We start from the raw sequence: 20,064 nt of genomic DNA, 5'->3' as shown, positions 1-20,064 counted from the left end.
AGTGCCTCGCAGGAAATTCCTTTTAAACTGGACGTTTATACAGCACAATTCTATTTTGTGCGGGTAAGTCGTTGCTGTAAGGGGGCGTTGTGGATATTTCAATTATGATGAGTGCCGTGTTGGCGTTAGCCGCAGGGCTACTGGTAGGGTGGCTGGCGACAAAAGCACGCGCCGATCAAATCCGTGCCGACCTCATCGAAGAGCGACGTGAACTGGATATTGCGCTAAGCGCCGCCCGCCAGCAGCTCTCGCAGGAAGCTCACTGGCGTGATGAGTGCGAACTCCTCAATAACGAATTACGCAGTCTGCACAGTATCAACACCTCTCTGGAAGCCGATCTCCGTGAAGTCACTACCCGGCTGGAAGCAACGCAACAGCATGCGGAAGATAAAATCCGCCAGATGATCAACAGCGAACAGCGTCTGAGTGAACAGTTTGAAAATCTTGCGAATCGTATTTTTGAGCACAGCAACCGCCGTGTTGATGAGCAAAATCGCCAAAGTCTGAACAGCCTGCTTGCGCCGCTTCGTGAACAACTGGACGGTTTTCGTCGCCAGGTTCAGGATAGCTTTGGTAAAGAGGCACAAGAACGCCATACCCTGGCACACGAAATTCGTAATCTCCAGCAACTGAATGCGCAGATGGCGCAGGAAGCGGTAAACCTGACGCGGGCATTAAAAGGCGATAACAAAACGCAGGGTAACTGGGGAGAGGTCGTACTCACGCGGGTACTCGAAGCCTCTGGTCTGCGTGAAGGTTATGAATATGAAACCCAGGTCAGCATCGAAAACGACGCCCGTTCGCGAATGCAGCCTGATGTCATCGTTCGGCTACCGCAGGGTAAAGATGTGGTGATCGATGCGAAAATGACGCTGGTCGCCTATGAGCGCTATTTTAACGCAGAAGATGAATACACCCGCGAAAGTGCATTGCAGGAGCACATCGCCTCGGTGCGCAACCATATTCGACTGCTGGGGCGCAAAGATTATCAGCAGCTTTCTGGGCTGCGTACGCTTGACTACGTGCTGATGTTTATCCCCGTTGAGCCCGCTTTTTTGCTGGCGCTCGACAGACAGCCCGAACTGATTACCGAAGCGCTTAGAAATAACATTATGCTGGTGAGCCCTACCACGCTGTTGGTGGCATTGCGCACGATCGCCAACCTGTGGCGCTACGAGCATCAGAGTCGTAATGCGCAACAAATTGCCGATCGGGCCAGCAAACTTTATGACAAGATGCGGTTGTTTGTGGATGATATGTCGGCAATAGGTCAAAGCCTGGACAAAGCCCAGGACAACTACCGACAGGCGATGAAAAAACTCTCTTCCGGTCGTGGAAACGTCCTGTCGCAGGCAGAAGCTTTTCGTAGTTTAGGCGTGGAAATTAAGCGCGAGATAAATCCTGAGCTGGCTGAACAAGCTACTACACAGGATGAAGAATACCGCTTGCGCTCGGTCCCTGAGACGCAACAAGATGCGTCTTACCCCGAGGATGAAGCGGTAAATCAGCAATCAAACTAGTCCATTTGGGGTAGTTGAACCCGGTAGAAGGGTAGGGCAAATTGGCCCAATCTGTTACACTTCTCGAACATTTTTTGGATGAGCAGGCACTGAGATGGTGGATAATTCACAAGAAACGACGCACTTTGGCTTTCAGACCGTCGCTAAAGAGCAGAAAGCTGACATGGTGGCCCACGTTTTTCATTCTGTGGCGTCTAAATATGACGTTATGAATGACTTAATGTCATTTGGCATTCATCGTTTGTGGAAGCGCTTCACCATTGATTGCAGTGGCGTGCGTCGCGGGCAAACCGTTCTCGATTTAGCAGGCGGTACCGGCGATCTGACGGCGAAATTCTCTCGCATGGTTGGTGAAACCGGCAAAGTTGTGCTGGCGGATATCAATGACTCAATGCTCAAAATGGGTCGCGAAAAGCTGCGTAATATTGGCGTGGTAGGTAACGTTGAGTACGTTCAGGCGAATGCGGAAGCATTACCTTTCCCTGACAACACGTTTGACTGCATCACCATCTCTTTCGGTCTGCGCAACGTAACGGATAAAGACAAAGCATTACGCTCCATGTACCGCGTATTGAAGCCGGGCGGACGTCTACTGGTGCTGGAATTCTCCAAACCCATAATCGAACCGTTGAGCAAAGCCTACGACGCATACTCTTTCCATGTTCTGCCGCGCATAGGTTCAATGGTAGCAAGCGATGCGGACAGCTACCGTTATTTGGCGGAGTCCATCCGTATGCATCCCGATCAGGACACCTTAAAAGCAATGATGCAAGATGCCGGGTTCGAAAGCGTTGATTACTACAACCTGACAGCAGGTGTCGTTGCGCTGCATCGTGGTTACAAGTTCTGACAGGAGAGTGGGGATGCCTTTAAAACCCTTAGTAACCGCAGGCGTTGAAAATCTGCTCAACACCTTTCTGTACCGTTCTCCTGCGCTGAAGTCAGCCCGAACGCGTTTACAGGGTAAGGTGCTGCGTGTTGATCTCAAAGGATTTTCAACACCGTTAGTCCTGGTATTTAGCGAGCGCCAGGTCGATGTGCTGGGGGCATGGGAAGGCGAAGCCGATTGCACCGTAATCACATATGCCAGTGTGTTACCGAAATTGCGTGACCGACAGCAACTCACCACGCTCATCCGCAGCGGTGAGCTGGAAGTCCAGGGCGATATCCAGGTAGTACAGAACTTTGTTGCGCTGGCCGATCTGGCGGAGTTGGATCCTGCAGAACTGTTAGCACCCTATACCGGCGATATCGTCGCGGAAGGGGTCAGCAAAGTCTTGCGTGGTGGAGCGAAGTTCCTGTGCCATAACTTTCAGCGCCAGCAGCGCTATGTCGCCGAAGCGATCACTGAAGAGTGGCGCATGGCTCCTGGTCCACTAGAGGTTGCATGGTTTGCTGAAGAAACGGCAGCCGTTGAGCGCGCGGTTGAATCTCTGGCCAAACGGCTGGAAAAACTGGAGGCCAAATGACGCCAGGTGAAGTACGGCGCCTTTATTTCATCATTCGCACTTTTTTAAGCTACGGTCTTGATGAACTCATCCCCAAAATGCGAATCACGCTGCCGCTTCGGTTGTGGCGTTACTCGTTGTTCTGGATGCCCAACCGACATAAAGACAAACCGCTGGGAGAAAGGCTGAGACTGGCTTTACAGGAACTGGGCCCGGTGTGGATCAAATTTGGGCAAATGCTCTCTACCCGTCGTGACCTTTTCCCTCCGCACATCGCCGATCAGCTTGCGCTATTGCAGGATCGGGTTGCCCCGTTCGATGGGCTTAGAGCGAAAAAACAAATCGAAGAGGCTATGGGCGGGCTGCCCGTTGAGGAATGGTTTGATGATTTTGAAATCACGCCACTGGCATCTGCGTCTGTTGCTCAGGTCCACACTGCGCGATTGAAATCGAATGGCAAAGAGGTGGTGATCAAAGTTATTCGCCCGGACATACTCCCGGTCATCAAAGCGGATTTAAAACTGATCTACCGCCTGGCTCGTTGGGTTCCTCGTCTGCTGCCAGATGGACGTCGCCTGCGACCAACAGAAGTCGTCCGTGAATATGAAAAAACGTTGATCGATGAACTGAATCTGCTGCGCGAATCGGCGAACGCCATTCAGCTACGACGTAATTTTGAAGATAGTCCGATGCTGTACATCCCGGAAGTGTATTCCGACTACTGCAGTCAGAACATGATGGTGATGGAGCGCATTTACGGCATCCCGGTTTCAGATGTCACCACGCTTGAGAAGAACGGCACCAATATGAAACTGTTGGCCGAGCGTGGTGTTCAGGTCTTCTTTACTCAGGTATTCCGCGACAGCTTTTTCCATGCGGATATGCACCCCGGGAATATTTTTGTCAGTTATGAGCACCCTGAAAACCCGAAATACATTGGTATTGATTGTGGGATTGTGGGCTCTTTAAACAAAGAAGATAAGCGTTACCTGGCTGAAAACTTCATTGCGTTCTTTAACCGCGATTACCGCAAAGTTGCTGAACTGCACGTAGATTCTGGTTGGGTTCCGCCGGATACCAACGTAGAAGAGTTTGAATTTGCCATTCGTACCGTGTGCGAGCCGATTTTTGAAAAGCCGCTGGCGGAGATTTCCTTTGGTCACGTGCTGTTGAATCTGTTCAACACTGCGCGCCGCTTCAATATGGAAGTTCAGCCTCAACTGGTATTGCTCCAGAAGACGCTGCTGTACGTTGAAGGTGTCGGACGACAACTCTACCCGCAGTTAGATTTGTGGAAAACGGCTAAGCCATTCCTCGAATCCTGGATTAAAGATCAGGTCGGTATTCCAGCGCTCGTTAGGGCATTTAAAGAAAAAGCACCGTTCTGGGTCGAAAAAATGCCAGAAATACCTGAACTGGTGTATGACAGTTTGCGCCAGGGCAAATATTTACAGCACAGTGTTGATAAGATTGCCCGCGAGCTTCACGCGAATCATGTACGCCAGGGACAATCCCGTTATTTATTGGGCATTGGCGCAACATTGTTGCTAAGTGGAACATTCCTGCTGGTAAGCCGCCCTGAGTGGGGGCTTATGCCGGGCTGGTTAATGGCGGGAGGCGTCATAGCCTGGTTGATCGGCTGGCGCAAAATGCGCTGAATTTTTCATCGCCCAAGGCAGGTCGTGTAACGTATACTACGGCCTTATTAATTCATCATCTATGACAGAGGAACATGTATGGGTGGTATCAGTATTTGGCAGTTGTTGATCATTGCCGTCATCGTTGTACTGCTATTTGGCACCAAGAAACTCGGCTCCATCGGTTCCGATCTTGGCGCGTCGATCAAAGGCTTCAAAAAAGCGATGGGTGATGATGAGCCTAAGCAAGATAAGACCAGCCAGGACGCTGATTTTACTGCTAAATCCATCACCGATAAGCAGGGTGAAGTGAAAAAGGAAGACGCCAAAAGCCAAGATAAAGAGCAGGTATAATCCGTGTTTGATATCGGTTTTAGCGAACTGTTATTGGTGTTCGTGATCGGCCTCATTGTTCTGGGGCCGCAACGATTACCTGTAGCGGTAAAAACGGTTGCTGGCTGGGTTCGCGCTTTGCGTTCCCTTGCAACTACTGTTCAGAATGAACTGACCCAGGAGCTTAAGCTTCAGGAGTTTCAGGACAGCCTGAAGAAAGTAGAGAAAGCGAGCCTGACAAATCTGACCCCGGAGCTGAAAGCGTCAATGGATGAGCTGCGTGAAGCGGCGGAATCGATGAAGCGTTCTTACAGCGTGCACGATCCTGAGAAAGCGAGCGATGAAGCGCACACTATCCATAATCCGGTGGTGAAAGAAGGTGAAGCGCAGCGAGAAGGGGTCACCCCTGCCGCTGCTGAAAACCAGGCCAGTTCGCCGGAGCAAAAACCGGAATCCGCGGGTGCTAAAACGCCAGAGCAGACGGAAAATACTTCCGCCACGTTGATGGATGCAGAAAAGAAAGCTGCCGCACCTGTTGTCGAATCCTCCCCCTCGTCGAGTGATAAACCGTAAACATGGCTGTAGAAGATACCCAACCGCTCATTACGCATCTTATCGAGCTGCGTAAGCGACTCCTGAACTGCATTATTGCGGTTATCGTGATCTTTCTGGCGTTGGTTTACTTTGCCAACGACATTTACCATATGGTTGCGGCACCGCTGATTAAACAGATGCCGCAGGGTGCAACGATGATCGCCACCGATGTGGCCTCACCGTTCTTTACCCCAATAAAGTTAACCTTCATGGTGTCGCTGATCCTGTCAGCGCCAGTGATCCTCTACCAGGTATGGGCATTCATTGCGCCTGCTTTGTACAAACATGAACGTCGCCTGGTTGTGCCGCTGCTGGTCTCCAGCTCGTTGTTGTTCTACATCGGCATGGCATTCGCCTATTTTGTCGTCTTCCCGTTGGCGTTTGGTTTTCTGGCTAACACGGCTCCGCAAGGCGTGCAGGTATCGACAGATATTGCCAGCTATCTCAGCTTCGTAATGGCGCTATTTATGGCTTTCGGTGTCTCTTTTGAGGTCCCTGTCGCCATTGTGCTGCTATGCTGGATGGGCATTACGACACCTGAAGATTTACGTAAGAAACGACCTTACGTTGTGGTGGGAGCATTCGTCGTCGGGATGTTACTGACCCCGCCAGATGTCTTCTCGCAAACGTTGTTGGCGATACCGATGTACTGCCTGTTTGAAGTGGGCGTTTTCTTCTCTCGTTTCTATGTCGGTAAGCGACGTACGCGAGATGAGGACAACGAGGCTGAAGAAGCAAAAGAAGCCGAAGCCACCGAGAAAACAGAAGAGTAAATTCAACCGCCCGTCAGGGCGGTTGTCATATGGGAGGTAGCATGTTTGATATTGGCGTTAATTTAACCAGTTCACAATTTGCGAAAGACAGGGATGATGTTGTGGCGCGCGCCTTTGCTGCGGGCGTAAACGGTATGCTTCTGACCGGAATAAACCTGCACGAAAGCCAGCAGGCGCTGAAGTTGGCGCAACATTATCCGCATTGCTGGTCCACGGCTGGTGTGCACCCGCATGACAGTAGCCAATGGCAATCCTCAACGGAAGACGAGATTATCGCGCTGGCAAACCAGTCTGAGGTGGTCGCTATTGGCGAGTGCGGTCTGGATTTCAATCGCAATTTCTCCACGCCACAGGAGCAGGAACGTGCTTTTGAGGCACAACTGCGCATTGCTGCTGAACTGCAGATGCCGATTTTCATGCATTGTCGGGATGCCCATGAGCGTTTTCTGACGTTGCTGGAGCCGTGGCTGGATAGTCTCCCGGGCGCGGTGCTGCACTGTTTTACCGGAACGCGGCAGGAGATGCAGGACTGTGTGGACCGAGGGCTTTATATTGGTATTACCGGCTGGGTCTGTGATGAGCGTCGGGGGATGGAACTGCGGGAACTGCTGCCGTTTATTCCGGTAGAAAGACTACTGATCGAAACCGATGCGCCTTACCTACTTCCTCGCGACTTAACGCCTAAACCGACGTCACGGCGCAATGAACCGGCGCACCTGCCACATATTCTTGAGCGTATTGCCCACTGGCGCGGAGAAGATCCTCAATGGCTGTCAGCAACCATTGATGCTAACGTCCGAACGTTGTTTGAAGTGACCTTCTAAACGGCTTAAATTTTTCTAAAACCGGTATTTTTCACGCTCTGCTTAACTTCTTTATTCAACAGGTTAAGCAGTAGCATGGAACGCGCTTCGCCATCCGGTTCGGTGAAGATCGCTTTTAGCCCCTCAAATGCCCCTTCAGTAATAATCACGCTGTCCCCTGGCTGAGGAGTTTGCGGGTCCACAATACCTTCAGGCTTGTAGATAGAAAGCTGGTGAATAACGGGAGAAGGGACGGTCGCAGGCGTCGCGCCAAAACGGACGAAATGGCTGACACCACGCGTGGCATTGATAGTGGTGGTGTGGATCACTTCCGGGTCGAACTCGACAAACATGTAATTAGGGAATAGTGGTTCACTGACTGTGGTACGTTTACCGCGCACTATTTTTTCCAGGGTGATCATAGGCGTCAGGCAGTTCACCGCCTGTCTTTCCAGGTGTTCCTGGGCTCTCTGAAGTTGCCCACGTTTGCAGTACAGTAAATACCAGGATTGCATAATAACTCTTATCCGCTTGTTCTGAGCGCAAGCATAGCAAAAGCCATGCGTTAAGTTAATTATACCCACCTCAACGCAGGCTGAAACCCAATGGGTATATACGCCCGGGGCTTATATGTATCGCCAGAGTTCACGCTAATTTAACAAAAATACAGCATCACAATGATGAACGCCGTATAATGAAGCGCTTACGAAGAGGCCACAATGGACGCCATGAAATATCACGATTTACGCGACTTCCTGACGCTGCTTGAACAGCAGGGCGAGCTCAAACGCATTTCGCTTGAGGTGGATCCCCACCTGGAAATTACTGAAATTGCCGATCGCACTCTGCGTGCCGGTGGGCCTGCGTTACTGTTTGAGAATCCGAAAGGCTATTCAATGCCGGTGCTGTGTAACCTGTTTGGCACACCAAAGCGTGTTGCGATGGGGATGGGACAAGAAGATGTCTCGGCGCTACGAGAAGTCGGTAAACTGTTGGCGTTTTTGAAAGAGCCAGAGCCACCGAAAGGATTCCGCGATCTGTTTGATAAGCTGCCGCAGTTTAAGCAGGTGTTGAACATGCCGACTAAGCGGTTGCGCGGTGCACCTTGTCAGCAAAAAATCTACTCGGGCGATGACGTTGATTTAAAACGCATTCCGATTATGACCTGCTGGCCGGAAGATGCCGCGCCGCTGATTACCTGGGGGCTCACCGTAACGCGTGGTCCGCATAAAGAGCGGCAGAATCTGGGCATCTATCGTCAGCAACTGATTGGCAAAAACAAGCTCATTATGCGCTGGCTGTCCCATCGCGGCGGCGCGCTTGATTACCAGGAGTGGTGCGCAGCGCATCCGGGTGAACGCTTCCCGGTTTCTGTGGCGTTAGGAGCAGATCCTGCGACCATTCTGGGGGCCGTGACGCCGGTCCCTGATACATTATCCGAGTACGCATTTGCCGGACTGTTGCGCGGAACCAAGACCGAAGTGGTTAAATGTATTTCCAACGACCTGGAAGTGCCTGCCAGCGCTGAAATCGTGCTGGAAGGGTATATTGAACCGGGCGAGCTGGCTCCGGAAGGGCCGTATGGCGATCATACCGGCTACTACAACGAAGTAGATAGCTTCCCGGTCTTTACCGTCACGCACATTACCCAGCGTGAAGATGCAATTTATCACTCTACCTATACCGGACGCCCGCCAGATGAACCCGCGGTGCTCGGCGTGGCGCTGAACGAAGTCTTCGTGCCTATTCTGCAAAAGCAGTTCCCGGAAATCGTCGATTTTTATCTACCTCCGGAAGGCTGTTCTTATCGCCTGGCCGTCGTGACGATGAAAAAACAGTACGCTGGCCATGCCAAACGCGTCATGATGGGTGTTTGGTCGTTTTTGCGTCAGTTTATGTACACCAAATTTGTTATTGTTTGCGATGATGACGTCAACGCACGCGACTGGAATGATGTGATTTGGGCAATTACTACCCGTATGGACCCGGCCCGGGATACGGTACTGGTAGAGAATACGCCAATTGATTACCTGGACTTTGCCTCGCCGGTTTCCGGCCTTGGTTCAAAAATGGGGCTGGATGCCACAAATAAATGGCCGGGCGAAACCCAACGTGAATGGGGACGTCCGATTAAAAAGGATCCTGAAGTGACTGCGCGCATTGACGCAATTTGGGATGAACTGGCCATCTTTAATGACGGCAAAAGCGCCTGAGGCGCGATCGTTTTGCCTATTGATCCGACAGAGAGAGCGCATGACAACCTTAAGCTGTAAAGTGACCTCGGTAGAAGCTATCACTGACACCGTATATCGCGTTCGTTTAGTGCCAGACGCGGCGTTTTCCTTTCGTGCTGGCCAGTATTTAATGGTCGTGATGGATGAAAGGGATAAGCGTCCGTTCTCCATGGCATCAACGCCGGACGAGCAAGGATTCATTGAGCTGCACGTTGGCGCCTCTGAGCTAAATCTTTACGCCATGGCCGTGATGGACCGTATTCTGAAAGACCGGGAAATCAAGGTCGACATTCCGCATGGCGAAGCCTGGCTGCGTGACGAAGACGAGCGCCCGCTGATCCTGATTGCCGGTGGTACAGGGTTCTCTTACGTGCGTTCTATTCTGCTTACCGCGCTCGCGCGCAACCCAAACCGCGATATCACCATTTACTGGGGCGGTCGCGAGGAGAAGCATCTCTACGATCTCTCCGAGCTGGAAGCGCTGTCTGTGAACCACCCGAATCTGCGCGTTGAGCCGGTGGTGGAACAGCCTGAAGACGGCTGGCGTGGTCGTACGGGAACCGTGTTAACGGCAGTATTGCAGGATTACGGTACCCTGGCGGAGCATGATATCTACATTGCCGGGCGTTTTGAAATGGCCAAAATCGCGCGCGATCTCTTCTGTAATGAGCGCAGTGCGCGTGAAGATCGCCTGTTTGGCGACGCTTTCGCGTTCATTTAAGCGCTGTGCGCCGGAGCCCTTCCGGCGCATTCATCACCAAGCTTACTTCTTCTAACAGGGTGCAAGCCCGGTCTCGTTGTTTCTCTTTTTCACCACGTTTTTTAGTAAACATGTTTTTCCTATCTATTAATCACAAAACTTAACTTTTGTGACAGGTCTCTATTTGTTTAGTAAACAAAATTGGCAAACTAGACACAATCAAATTGCGAGGCGCAAACGAGGAAGACCATGAGACTCGGACTGGATATTGGCGGGAGTAAAATCGAAGCGGTGGTGATTGATAACGCGGGTGAAATTGTTTACCGCGAGCGATGCGCGACACCAAAGCAGAGTTACGGTGATTTTTTCCAGGCCGTGACGGAGATGATTGTTAAGGCCAGACTGGCCGTTAATCAGCCTTTATCGGTTGGCGTTGGGGTGCCAGGCGCGGTGGATAGCGAAGGTTTGATTAAGAATTCGAACATCCTGGTGCTCAATCAACAGGCCTTTGCGCAAGACCTTGAGCGAGCATCAGGAATGCCAGTGCCGGTTACTAATGATGCCAACTGCTTTACCTTGTCGGAAGCGATGGACGGTAGCGGACACGGGTATAGCGTGGTATTTGGCGTGATCCTCGGTACCGGTTGCGGCGGTGGACTATGCATCGATAACCGCTTGATCTCTGGACCTAACGCCTGCGCAGGAGAGTGGGGGCATAATGCATTGCCGCGCTACCACGAATCTCAGGACGGGGCTGGAGTGAGATGCTATTGCGGACAGTTGAACTGTATTGAGAGCTTTATTTCCGGCAGCGGTCTGGAACGCCAGTACCTGAATCACACCGCGCAGCATGTGGGTGTGCCACAAATTATGCAACAGGTAGAATCGGGTGATGCGGATGCTTGCTTTGTATGGGAACGCTATTGCGATCAACTGGCGCGTGCGTTGGCGGGCGTGGTGAATACGCTCGATCCCGATGTTATCGTGCTTGGGGGTGGGGTATCCAATATCGATTTACTGTATTCGGGTTTGCAGGCGCGAGTGGCGCAGTACGTATTTGGTAAGCAGTGCCGCACACCGATCGTTCGGGCCCGTCACGGCGACAGCAGCGGCGTACGCGGTGCGGCCTGGCTGGGGGCGCAACAAGCCATAGTAGAATCAATGAGAGTGAAATGACGAAACCTGTACGTATCAGAGATATTGCCGAAGCTTGTGGTGTTTCAGTTGGTGCAGTTTCCCGCGCCCTAAAAGGGCAGCCGGGGCTGCGTGAAGACACCCGGCTGCGCATTATTTCTGTGGCGCAGCAGCAGGGTTATGATTTTTCCCGTCTGCGCACTGACAAGATCAAACGCGTCCTGTTTTTGCTTCACCGCCAGCACAATATCAGCCGGGCATTGCCGTTTTATTCTCAACTGCTGCTGGGGATAGAAGATAATTGTCGTGACCATGGTATTGCGCTGAGCTTTCTCTCCATTGGTCCAGGCGATGCAGTGAGTGAGCAGGTGCTGCTGCACCAGCCTGATGCGCTGATCTGTGCCGGATTTTTTGAGCCTGAATTACTTGGCTTGCTGCAACAGATGAAGCTGCCGTTGGTGCTGGTGGATCTCTGGGCTCCGGGCCTGCCTTGCGTGAATCCGGACAACACCCAGGGCGGTTATCTGGCTACACAACATTTGATTGCACAAGGTCGCAGCCGTATTGCTTTTCTTGCCAGCACGCTTGCGCACTACAGCATCCGTCAGCGCGAGAAGGGTTACCGTCAGGCATTGTATGAGGCCCGTTTGCTGATGCCGCCAGAGTATGAAGCCATTGCGCCGCCGCTGCTGGATACCGAGCAATCTTTGGTGGAGGCGGTGAATGAATTGCTCAGTCTGCCAGAGCCGCCCGACGCTATTTTTGCCTATAACGATGCGGCAGCGCTGGTTGTTCAACGGGTGTGTGCGCAGCAGGGTATACGTATCCCGGAAGATCTTGCGCTGGTTGGGTTTGATGATATCGATGCTGCGGCCTGGTCACATCCACCACTCACCACCATTGCGGTTGATAAACAACAATTGGGGCGTGAAGCGCTGCGTTTATTGCTGGAAGAAAATCAGGAAGAGAATCTGCTGTTGCCGGTGCAGTTAGTGGTACGTGGTAGTTCAGAGAAATAAAAAACCCGCCCCTGACAGGCGGGAAGAACGGCAACTAAACTTTCTCTCTTCGCCATTGGCACCATAACTGTGTTGGCTGCGCTCATTCACCCGAATCACTTACTATACGTAAGCTCATCGGGATTCATTCACTTGCCGCCTTGTTCTGGCACCAATGGCTTTGAGATAACATTTCGTAGGCCGGGCAAGCGAATCGCCCCCGGCATGCTTTGATTAAACTCGCTCAAATACCGTCGCGATGCCCTGGCCTAACCCGATACACATCGTCGCCAGGCCAAACTGTACGTCTTTACGTTCCATCAGATTGAGCAGGGTGGTGCTGATACGCGCCCCAGAGCAACCCAACGGATGGCCCAAAGCGATCGCCCCGCCGTTGAGGTTGATCTTCGCATCGATCTGCTCCATCAGCCCCAGATCTTTAATGCACGGCAGGATCTGAGCGGCAAAGGCTTCGTTCATCTCAAACAAACCGATATCGCTGGTGGAGAGTCCCGCTTTTTTCAGCGCCAGTTTTGAGGCCGGAACCGGACCGTAACCCATGATTGAAGGGTCGCAGCCAACAACAGCCATCGAACGAATACGGGCACGCGGCGTCAGACCCAGCTCACGGGCGCGACTTTCGCTCATGACCAGCATCGCCGCAGCGCCGTCGGAGAGTGCGGAGGAGGTACCGGCAGTGACCGTTCCGCTAACCGGATCGAACGCCGGGCGCAGGGTGGAGAGCGCTTCAACGGTTGTCTCCGGGCGGATAACCTCATCGTAGTTAAACTGCTTCAGCACGCCGTCGGCATCATGGCCGCCGGTCGGGATGATTTCGTTTTTAAATGCGCCAGACTGTGTTGCAGCCCAGGCGCGAGCATGTGAACGTGCGGCGAAAGCATCCTGCATTTCACGGCTGATGCCGTGCATGCGAGAGAGCATTTCCGCAGTCAGACCCATCATTCCCGCGGCTTTTGCCACGTTGCGGCTCATGCCCGGATGGAAATCAACGCCGTGGCTCATTGGCACATGGCCCATATGCTCCACGCCGCCAATCAGGCACGCCTGAGCATCGCCGGTCATGATCATGCGTGCCGCATCGTGCAGCGCCTGCATGGACGAACCGCACAGGCGGTTGACCGTGACGGCTGGAACGGAGTGCGGAACTTCCGCCAGCAGCGCGGCGTTACGGGCGATGTTGAAACCCTGCTCCAGCGTTTGCTGCACACAGCCCCAGTAAATATCATCAAGCGCGGATGGCTCCAGCGCAGGATTTCGCGCCAGCAGGCTACGCATTAAGTGTGCGGAGAGATCTTCTGCCCGCACGTTACGAAACGCGCCCCCTTTCGAACGGCCCATCGGGGTACGGATCGCATCAACAATTACAACCTGTTCCATTGTGACTCCTTAAGCCGTTTTCAGGCTGCCAACCGGGCGGGCAGGCTCAACCTGGGGATAATACGGTTCGTTATGGCGCGCCTTATCACGCAGACCAGCCGGAACTTCATACAGCGCTCCGAGGTGCTGATACTGCTGGGCCATATCGAGATACTTCGCGCTGCCGAGCGTATCCAACCAGCGGAACGCGCCACCATGGAACGGAGGGAAGCCCAGGCCATAAACCAGCGCCATATCGGCTTCTGCCGGGCTGGCGATAATGTCTTCTTCCAGACAACGCACCACTTCGTTGACCATTGGGATCATCATGCGAGCGATAATCTCTTCATCACTGAAGTCGCGTTTCGGCTGGCTGACTTCTGCCAGCAGATCGTCAACGGTGGCATCCTCTTCTTTCTTCGGCTTGCCCTTGTTGTCTTCTTTATAACGCCAGAATCCAAGACCGTTTTTCTGTCCGAAACGGTTCGCATCAAACAGGGCGTCTATCGCGTCGCGATAATCTTTCTGCATACGCTTAGGGAAGCCTGCGGACATCACTGCCTGCGCGTGATGTGCGGTATCAATTCCCACCACGTCCAGCAGATAAGCCGGGCCCATCGGCCAGCCAAACTGTTTTTCCATGACTTTGTCGACTTTGCGGAAATCCGCCCCATCGCGCAGCAGCTGGCTGAAACCGGCAAAATACGGGAACAGCACGCGGTTCACGAAGAAACCGGGGCAGTCGTTGACCACAATTGGGGTTTTGCCCATCTGGCTTGCCCAGGCGACAACTTTGGCGATGGTTTCATCCGAGCTTTTCTCGCCGCGAATAATCTCAACCAGTGGCATGCGGTGTACTGGGTTAAAGAAGTGCATCCCACAGAAGTTTTCCGGGCGCTTGAGCGCGCTGGCCAGCTCGTTGATTGGGATGGTGGAGGTATTTGAAGCCAGTACGGTGTTCGGGCGTACCTGATCTTCGGTTTCTGCCAGTACCGCTTTTTTCACTTTCGGGTTTTCTACGACAGCTTCAACCACCACGTCCACACGCTCAAAACCGCTATAGTCGAGGGTTGGATGAATAGTGGAAATCACGCCCGCCATTTTCAGACCGTCAATTTTGCCGCGCTCAAGCTGTTTGTTCAGCAGCTTGGCCGCTTCAGTCATGCCCAGCGTTAATGATTTGTCGTTGATATCTTTCATGACAACCGGCACGCCTTTCCAGGCTGACTGGTAAGCGATGCCGCCGCCCATAATGCCCGCGCCCAGCACCGCAGCTTGCTTCGGTGCTTCAATATTTTTGGTGAGTTTTTTGGCTTTGGCTTTGACGAACTGATCGTTAAGGAAGATCCCAACCAGCGCGCGAGCTTCACTGGTGTGCGCCAGTGGAACAAAGCTTTTATTTTCCAGATTCAGCGCTTCTTCACGGCCAAAACGGGCCGCTGCTTCAATGGTTTTTACCGCGGTAATCGGCGCGGGATAATGCTTCCCTGCCGTCTGTGCCACCATGCCTTTAGCGATGGTAAAGCTCATAGCCGCTTCAATTTTGCTGAGTTTCAACGGCTCCAGCTTCGGCTGACGTTTGGCCTTCCAGTCGAGGTCGCCGTTAATCGCCTGACGTAATACTGCGATCGCGCCATCAAGCAGTTTGTCTTGCTTCACTACGCCATCGACCAGGCCGATTTTTAGCGCCTGCTCAGCACCAACATCCTTACCTGCCGCAATAATTTCCAGCGCGCTGTCCGCACCCAGCATACGTGGCATACGCACGGAGCCGCCAAAGCCCGGCATAATGCCCAGCTTGGTTTCCGGCAGGCCAATGCGCAGGTCCGGCGTTGCCAGACGATAATCGGTTGCCAGAACACACTCGCAGCCGCCACCCAGCGCGTAGCCGTTTACTGCTGACAGGGTCGGAACAGGCAGATCTTCGAGGCGATTAAAGACGCTGTTGGCAAAATGCAGCCACTGGCTCAGTTGTTCTTCAGGCACGAGGAACAGTGAAAGGAATTCGGTGATATCGGCACCAACAATAAAGGCTGCTTTGTTAGAACGCAGTAGCAGCCCTTTTAAATTCGGTTGTTTTTCCAGCACATCAAGCGCATGGCCCAGGCTGGCAACGGTGGCCGTGTCGAGTTTATTGACCGAACCAGGGGCATCGAACACCAGTTCGGCGATGCCATCTTCCAGCCAGTCGAGGTACAGGGTGTCGCCTTTGTAAAGCATGTCAGTCTCCTGAATCCGCAAGGTGATCTGGTCATACCAGATGAATCGAAGTGTGTGTTTTATGTTAATAAAATGCAAATGAATGATTAAAGAAATGACGATTCGATCACGCTCGGCAGAAATCACGCACTCACAAAGCGATGTGCTAAGATGCGGAGACTTGAGGTCAAAAAACAGAAGGATAGAAAATGGAATCGCTGGCCGCACTCTATAAAAATCATATCGTTACCTTACAGGAACGGACGCGCGACGCGCTGGATCGCTTCAAACTGGATGCATTACTTATTCACTCTGGCGAACTTGTTAACGTCTTTCTCGACGATCATCCATATCCGTTTAAGGTCAATCCACAATTTAAAGCCTGGGTGCCTGTAACACAGGTTCCTAACTGCTGGTTGCTGGTGGATGGCGTAAACAAGCCGAAACTGTGGTTCTACCTGCCGGTCGATTACTGGCACAACGTTGAGCCGCTACCAACCTCTTTCTGGACGGAAGAAATCGAGATCATCGCGCTGCCGAAAGCGGATGGTATCGGTAGCCAACTGCCTGCTGCTCGCGGCAATATCGGTTACATCGGCCCGGTTCCGGAACGTGCGCTGCAACTGGACATCGCGGCCAGCAACATCAACCCGAAAGGTGTGATCGACTACCTGCATTATTACCGCGCCTATAAAACGGAATACGAACTGGCCTGTATGCGCGAAGCGCAGAAAATGGCGGTAAATGGACACCGTGCAGCAGAAGAAGCGTTCCGTTCCGGAATGAGCGAGTTTGACATCAACCTCGCTTACCTGACTGCCACCGGTCACCGCGACACCGACGTGCCATACAGCAACATCGTGGCGCTTAACGAGCATGCTTCGGTTCTTCATTACACCAAGCTGGATCATCAGGCGCCGTCTGAAATCCGCAGCTTCCTGCTCGATGCTGGTGCGGAATACAACGGTTATGCGGCAGACCTGACGCGTACCTGGTCGGCGAAAAACGACAACGACTATGCGCATCTGGTGAAAGACGTTAACGACGAAGAGCTGGCGCTGATTGCCACCATGAAAGCAGGCACAAGCTACGTGGATTATCACATTCAGTTCCATCAGCGTATCGCGAAGCTGCTGCGTAAGCATCAAATCATCACCGGTATGAGTGAAGAAGCGATGGTGGAAAACGATCTTACCGGGCCGTTTATGCCGCACGGTATTGGTCACCCGCTGGGTCTGCAGGTGCATGATGTCGCAGGCTTTATGCAGGATGACAGCGGTACTCATCTGGCCGCGCCGTCGAAGTATCCTTACCTGCGTTGCACCCGCGTACTGCAACCAGGGATGGTTCTGACCATCGAACCGGGCATTTACTTCATTGAATCTCTGTTGGCACCGTGGCGTGAAGGACAGTTCAGCAAGCACTTCAACTGGCAGAAAATTGAAGCACTGAAACCGTTCGGCGGTATTCGTATTGAAGACAACGTGGTGGTCCACGAAAACAATATCGAAAACATGACGCGGGATTTGAAACTGGCGTAATGGACAGTTGGTTAATCCCTGCGGCGCCGGTTAGCGTCGTCGAAGAGATCAAAAAAAGCCGCTTCATTACGCTGCTCGCCCATACGGACGGCGTAGAAGCGGCAAAGGCGTTTGTTGAGTCAGTCAAAGCGGAACACCCGGACGCCCGCCACCATTGTGTGGCGTGGGTGGCGGGTGCGCCCAATGACTCGCAGCAGCTAGGGTTTTCAGACGATGGCGAACCGGCGGGTACGGCAGGTAAACCGATGCTTGCGCAGCTGATGGGGAGCGGTGTCGGCGAGATTACCGCTGTAGTCGTGCGCTACTACGGCGGTATCCTTCTCGGTACTGGAGGGTTGGTAAAAGCCTACGGTGGTGGTGTGAATCAGGCGTTGCGCCAGTTAACGACACAGCGCAAGACGCCATTAACCGAATATACTTTGCAGTGTGAGTACGGTCAGCTGGCAGGCATTGAAGCCTTGCTGGGGCAGTTTGACGGTAAAGTCGTTGCCAGTGATTACCAGGCTTTTGTTCGGCTCAGGGTGGCGCTTCCTTTTGCCAAAGTGGATGAGTTTTCGGCAAAACTGGCGGATTTTAGTCGTGGTTCATTGCAATTGTTAGCGATTGAAGAATAATCCCCACCTCATTTTAAAGAACTAAGGAAGCGGCAGAGATGCATTTTCGCGCCATCACCCGAATCGTTGGACTACTGGTCATCTTATTCTCGGGGACAATGATTATCCCCGGACTGGTAGCGCTCATCTACCGCGATGGGGCAGGGCGTGCATTCACCCAAACTTTCTTCGTTGCTCTGGCGATCGGCTCCATGCTGTGGTGGCCAAACCGTAAAGAGAAGGGTGAACTGAAATCGCGCGAAGGATTTCTGATTGTCGTTTTGTTCTGGACCGTTCTGGGCAGTGTGGGTGCGCTACCGTTCATCTTTGCGGAAAGCCCTAACCTAACGATAACCGACGCTTTTTTTGAATCCTTTTCCGGATTAACCACTACAGGTGCGACGACGCTGGTGGGGCTGGATTCATTGCCACACGCGATTCTCTTTTATCGCCAGATGCTGCAATGGTTCGGCGGGATGGGGATCATCGTGCTGGCGGTGGCTATCCTGCCTATTCTTGGCGTTGGTGGGATGCAGCTCTATCGTGCAGAAATGCCGGGGCCGCTGAAAGATAATAAAATGCGCCCGCGTATTGCCGAAACGGCGAAAACGCTGTGGCTAATCTATGTATTACTGACGGTGGCGTGCGCGCTGGCGCTATGGTTTGCCGGGATGCCCGCGTTTGACGCCATAGGGCACAGTTTTGCCACAATCGCCATCGGTGGTTTTTCCACACACGATGCCAGCGTGGGGTATTTCGACAGTCCCACGATTAACACCATCATTGCTATCTTCTTGCTGATCTCCGGTTGTAACTATGGTCTGCACTTCTCTTTATTAAGTGGGCGTAGTCTGAAGGTCTACTGGCGGGATCCGGAATTCCGCATGTTTATCGGCGTGCAGCTGACGCTGGTGGCAGTCTGTACGCTGGTGCTATGGATACACAATACCTATGGCTCGGCGCTCACGACGATCAACCAGGCCTTTTTCCAGGTGGTATCGATGGCGACGACCGCCGGATTTACCACGGACAGTATTGCCCGCTGGCCGCTGTTTCTGCCAGTGTTGTTGCTGTGTTCTGCTTTTATCGGCGGCTGTGCCGGGTCGACGGGCGGTGGCTTGAAGGTGATTCGTATCCTGCTGCTGTTTAAGCAGGGTAACCGCGAATTGAAACGACTGGTCCATCCGAATGCGGTTTACAGTATCAAACTGGGTAACCGTGCGTTGCCGGAGCGAATTCTTGAAGCCGTATGGGGATTCTTCTCTGCCTATGCGCTGGTCTTTATTATCAGTATGCTGGCGATTATTGCGACCGGTGTTGATGACTTCTCCGCGTTTGCCTCTGTTGTGGCAACGTTGAATAACCTGGGGCCTGGACTGGGGGTTGTCGCCGACAACTTTGCCAGTATGAACCCTGTGGCGAAGTGGATCCTGATTGCCAATATGCTGTTTGGTCGTCTGGAGGTCTTTACTCTGCTGGTGCTCTTTACCCCTACCTTCTGGCGTGAATAATGGAGTAACACGTGAAAACACTGATTCTTTTTTCTTCCCGGGACGGACAAACGCGTGAAATCGCTGAGTATCTGGCTTCTGAACTCAAAGAGCTGGGCGTTTGGGCAGATGTTGTTAATTTGCATCGTACCGCGGAGCCGGACTGGCAAAATTATGACAGCGTGGTAATTGGCGCCTCGATTCGCTACGGTCATTACCATGCTGCTTTTCAGGAGTTTGTGAAAAAGCATGCCACACGGCTGAATTCGATGCCGAGCGCGTTCTACTCCGTAAACCTGGTTGCCCGTAAACCGGAGAAACGTACGCCGCAAACCAACAGCTATGCGCGTAAGTTCCTGATGAGTTCGCCGTGGCGACCAGACCACAGCGCAGTTATTGCGGGTGCTTTGCTGTATCCACGCTATCGCTGGTATGACCGCGTTATGATCCAACTGATAATGAAGATGTCAGGCGGTGAAACGGATACGAATAAAGAAGTGGTGTATACCGATTGGGAACAGGTTGCGAGATTCGCGCGAGAAATAGCCCAATTAACCAACAAAGCGTTGTTAAAATAAGCGCAAAGAATAAAAAATACGCACTCGGAAGATTATTTTAAATTTCCCCTTGTCAGCCTGAAATAACTCCCTATAATGCGCCTCCACTGACACGGAACAACGGATTACAAGC

General features: G+C 52.6%; 19 protein-coding genes. 16 read left to right on the top strand and 3 right to left on the bottom strand.

Annotation, left to right across the window (positions count from 1 at the left end; genetic code table 11):
- Positions 1-89 precede the first annotated feature (89 nt).
- The 8 genes from rmuC (at position 90) to tatD (ending at position 7,129) form a co-directional block, all read left to right on the top strand.
- On the top strand, positions 90-1,520 hold the full coding sequence (gene rmuC / locus OGY13_RS11255; protein WP_213752704.1) for a DNA recombination protein RmuC: 1,431 nt from the start codon (positions 90-92) through the stop codon (positions 1,518-1,520).
- Between the two features lie 94 nt (positions 1,521-1,614).
- Complete coding sequence (ubiE, locus tag OGY13_RS11250) at positions 1,615-2,370, top strand: bifunctional demethylmenaquinone methyltransferase/2-methoxy-6-polyprenyl-1,4-benzoquinol methylase UbiE (protein WP_003017897.1); 756 nt, start codon at positions 1,615-1,617, stop codon at positions 2,368-2,370.
- Positions 2,371-2,383: 13 nt separating this feature from the next.
- On the top strand, positions 2,384-2,989 hold the full coding sequence (gene ubiJ / locus OGY13_RS11245) for a ubiquinone biosynthesis protein UbiJ (RefSeq protein ID WP_003828918.1): 606 nt from the start codon (positions 2,384-2,386) through the stop codon (positions 2,987-2,989).
- Positions 2,986-4,626 (top strand): ubiquinone biosynthesis regulatory protein kinase UbiB, encoded by a 1,641-nt coding sequence (ubiB, locus tag OGY13_RS11240; protein ID WP_003828916.1) that lies wholly within the window; start codon positions 2,986-2,988, stop codon positions 4,624-4,626. Before ubiJ ends, ubiB begins: the two co-directional genes overlap by 4 nt.
- Positions 4,627-4,704: 78 nt before the next feature.
- Complete coding sequence (gene tatA / locus OGY13_RS11235; protein ID WP_003017888.1) at positions 4,705-4,959, top strand: Sec-independent protein translocase subunit TatA; 255 nt, start codon at positions 4,705-4,707, stop codon at positions 4,957-4,959.
- A gap of 3 nt (positions 4,960-4,962) precedes the next feature.
- Positions 4,963-5,511 (top strand): Sec-independent protein translocase protein TatB, encoded by a 549-nt coding sequence (tatB, locus tag OGY13_RS11230; protein WP_008787098.1) that lies wholly within the window; start codon positions 4,963-4,965, stop codon positions 5,509-5,511.
- A gap of 2 nt (positions 5,512-5,513) precedes the next feature.
- Positions 5,514-6,305, top strand: coding sequence for a Sec-independent protein translocase subunit TatC (gene tatC / locus OGY13_RS11225; protein ID WP_003828911.1), 792 nt, complete (start codon positions 5,514-5,516; stop codon positions 6,303-6,305).
- A 41-nt stretch (positions 6,306-6,346) separates the two neighbouring features.
- Positions 6,347-7,129, top strand: coding sequence for a 3'-5' ssDNA/RNA exonuclease TatD (gene tatD, locus OGY13_RS11220; RefSeq protein ID WP_213752705.1), 783 nt, complete (start codon positions 6,347-6,349; stop codon positions 7,127-7,129).
- A gap of 5 nt (positions 7,130-7,134) precedes the next feature.
- Here the strand turns inward: tatD and rfaH are convergent, their stop codons facing one another.
- Positions 7,135-7,623, bottom strand: a complete 489-nt coding sequence (rfaH, locus tag OGY13_RS11215) for a transcription/translation regulatory transformer protein RfaH (RefSeq protein ID WP_003017881.1) — start codon at positions 7,621-7,623, stop codon at positions 7,135-7,137.
- Positions 7,624-7,827: 204 nt separating this feature from the next.
- Between rfaH and ubiD the strand changes: the two genes are divergently transcribed.
- The 4 genes from ubiD to OGY13_RS11195 all read left to right on the top strand — a co-directional run bounded on the left by ubiD (position 7,828) and on the right by OGY13_RS11195 (position 12,195).
- Positions 7,828-9,321 (top strand): 4-hydroxy-3-polyprenylbenzoate decarboxylase, encoded by a 1,494-nt coding sequence (ubiD, locus tag OGY13_RS11210; protein ID WP_100271702.1) that lies wholly within the window; start codon positions 7,828-7,830, stop codon positions 9,319-9,321.
- A gap of 40 nt (positions 9,322-9,361) precedes the next feature.
- Positions 9,362-10,063, top strand: a complete 702-nt coding sequence (fre, locus tag OGY13_RS11205; protein ID WP_003828903.1) for an NAD(P)H-flavin reductase — start codon at positions 9,362-9,364, stop codon at positions 10,061-10,063.
- 228 nt (positions 10,064-10,291) lie between these two features.
- Positions 10,292-11,218: an ROK family protein gene (locus tag OGY13_RS11200; RefSeq protein ID WP_213752706.1), complete on the top strand. Its 927-nt coding sequence runs from the start codon at positions 10,292-10,294 to the stop codon at positions 11,216-11,218.
- Positions 11,215-12,195, top strand: coding sequence for a LacI family DNA-binding transcriptional regulator (locus OGY13_RS11195; protein WP_032945721.1), 981 nt, complete (start codon positions 11,215-11,217; stop codon positions 12,193-12,195). The genes OGY13_RS11200 and OGY13_RS11195 overlap by 4 nt, the downstream gene beginning before the upstream one ends.
- 213 nt (positions 12,196-12,408) lie before the next feature.
- On the opposite strand, the gene fadA is transcribed toward OGY13_RS11195, so the two are convergent.
- On the bottom strand, positions 12,409-13,572 hold the full coding sequence (fadA, locus tag OGY13_RS11190) for an acetyl-CoA C-acyltransferase FadA (protein ID WP_079935188.1): 1,164 nt from the start codon (positions 13,570-13,572) through the stop codon (positions 12,409-12,411).
- Between the two features lie 9 nt (positions 13,573-13,581).
- Positions 13,582-15,771, bottom strand: a complete 2,190-nt coding sequence (fadB, locus tag OGY13_RS11185; RefSeq protein ID WP_213752707.1) for a fatty acid oxidation complex subunit alpha FadB — start codon at positions 15,769-15,771, stop codon at positions 13,582-13,584.
- A gap of 188 nt (positions 15,772-15,959) precedes the next feature.
- On the opposite strand from fadB, the gene pepQ reads away from it, so the two are divergent.
- The 4 genes from pepQ to hemG are packed head-to-tail and all read left to right on the top strand — an operon-like array spanning position 15,960 to position 19,952.
- Positions 15,960-17,291, top strand: a complete 1,332-nt coding sequence (gene pepQ / locus OGY13_RS11180) for a Xaa-Pro dipeptidase (RefSeq protein WP_008787103.1) — start codon at positions 15,960-15,962, stop codon at positions 17,289-17,291.
- Positions 17,291-17,905: an IMPACT family protein gene (locus tag OGY13_RS11175; RefSeq protein WP_003017851.1), complete on the top strand. Its 615-nt coding sequence runs from the start codon at positions 17,291-17,293 to the stop codon at positions 17,903-17,905. The genes pepQ and OGY13_RS11175 overlap by 1 nt, the downstream gene beginning before the upstream one ends.
- A gap of 38 nt (positions 17,906-17,943) precedes the next feature.
- A complete protein-coding gene (gene trkH, locus OGY13_RS11170; RefSeq protein ID WP_003017848.1) occupies positions 17,944-19,395 on the top strand; it encodes a Trk system potassium transporter TrkH in 1,452 nt (483 codons plus the stop codon).
- A gap of 11 nt (positions 19,396-19,406) precedes the next feature.
- The gene (gene hemG / locus OGY13_RS11165; RefSeq protein ID WP_032945724.1) at positions 19,407-19,952 is read left to right on the top strand and encodes a menaquinone-dependent protoporphyrinogen IX dehydrogenase; all 546 of its coding nucleotides are present in this window, start codon (positions 19,407-19,409) and stop codon (positions 19,950-19,952) included.
- Positions 19,953-20,064 lie beyond the last annotated feature (112 nt).

It is taken from the genome of Citrobacter sp. Cpo045 (assembly GCF_030332875.1).
Lineage (GTDB): Bacteria > Pseudomonadota > Gammaproteobacteria > Enterobacterales > Enterobacteriaceae > Citrobacter > Citrobacter portucalensis.
Note: the sequence above shows the minus strand (reverse complement) of the source record. Positions and strands in the feature narration are given on the sequence as shown.

What these genes read in the sequence shown, in the direction of transcription:
- ubiE (WP_003017897.1), top strand. Translation starts at nt 1,615, where the DNA reads ATGGTGGATAATTCACAAGAAACGACGCACTTTGGCTTTCAGACCGTC.
- OGY13_RS11195 (WP_032945721.1), top strand. Translation starts at nt 11,215, where the DNA reads ATGACGAAACCTGTACGTATCAGAGATATTGCCGAAGCTTGTGGTGTT.
- pepQ (WP_008787103.1), top strand. Translation starts at nt 15,960, where the DNA reads ATGGAATCGCTGGCCGCACTCTATAAAAATCATATCGTTACCTTACAG.
- OGY13_RS11175 (WP_003017851.1), top strand. Translation starts at nt 17,291, where the DNA reads ATGGACAGTTGGTTAATCCCTGCGGCGCCGGTTAGCGTCGTCGAAGAG.
- fadA (WP_079935188.1), bottom strand. Translation starts at nt 13,572, where the DNA reads ATGGAACAGGTTGTAATTGTTGATGCGATCCGTACCCCGATGGGCCGT.
- ubiJ (WP_003828918.1), top strand. Translation starts at nt 2,384, where the DNA reads ATGCCTTTAAAACCCTTAGTAACCGCAGGCGTTGAAAATCTGCTCAAC.
- tatD (WP_213752705.1), top strand. Translation starts at nt 6,347, where the DNA reads ATGTTTGATATTGGCGTTAATTTAACCAGTTCACAATTTGCGAAAGAC.
- fadB (WP_213752707.1), bottom strand. Translation starts at nt 15,771, where the DNA reads ATGCTTTACAAAGGCGACACCCTGTACCTCGACTGGCTGGAAGATGGC.
- tatC (WP_003828911.1), top strand. Translation starts at nt 5,514, where the DNA reads ATGGCTGTAGAAGATACCCAACCGCTCATTACGCATCTTATCGAGCTG.
- tatA (WP_003017888.1), top strand. Translation starts at nt 4,705, where the DNA reads ATGGGTGGTATCAGTATTTGGCAGTTGTTGATCATTGCCGTCATCGTT.
- ubiB (WP_003828916.1), top strand. Translation starts at nt 2,986, where the DNA reads ATGACGCCAGGTGAAGTACGGCGCCTTTATTTCATCATTCGCACTTTT.
- OGY13_RS11200 (WP_213752706.1), top strand. Translation starts at nt 10,292, where the DNA reads ATGAGACTCGGACTGGATATTGGCGGGAGTAAAATCGAAGCGGTGGTG.
- trkH (WP_003017848.1), top strand. Translation starts at nt 17,944, where the DNA reads ATGCATTTTCGCGCCATCACCCGAATCGTTGGACTACTGGTCATCTTA.
- ubiD (WP_100271702.1), top strand. Translation starts at nt 7,828, where the DNA reads ATGGACGCCATGAAATATCACGATTTACGCGACTTCCTGACGCTGCTT.
- rfaH (WP_003017881.1), bottom strand. Translation starts at nt 7,623, where the DNA reads ATGCAATCCTGGTATTTACTGTACTGCAAACGTGGGCAACTTCAGAGA.
- fre (WP_003828903.1), top strand. Translation starts at nt 9,362, where the DNA reads ATGACAACCTTAAGCTGTAAAGTGACCTCGGTAGAAGCTATCACTGAC.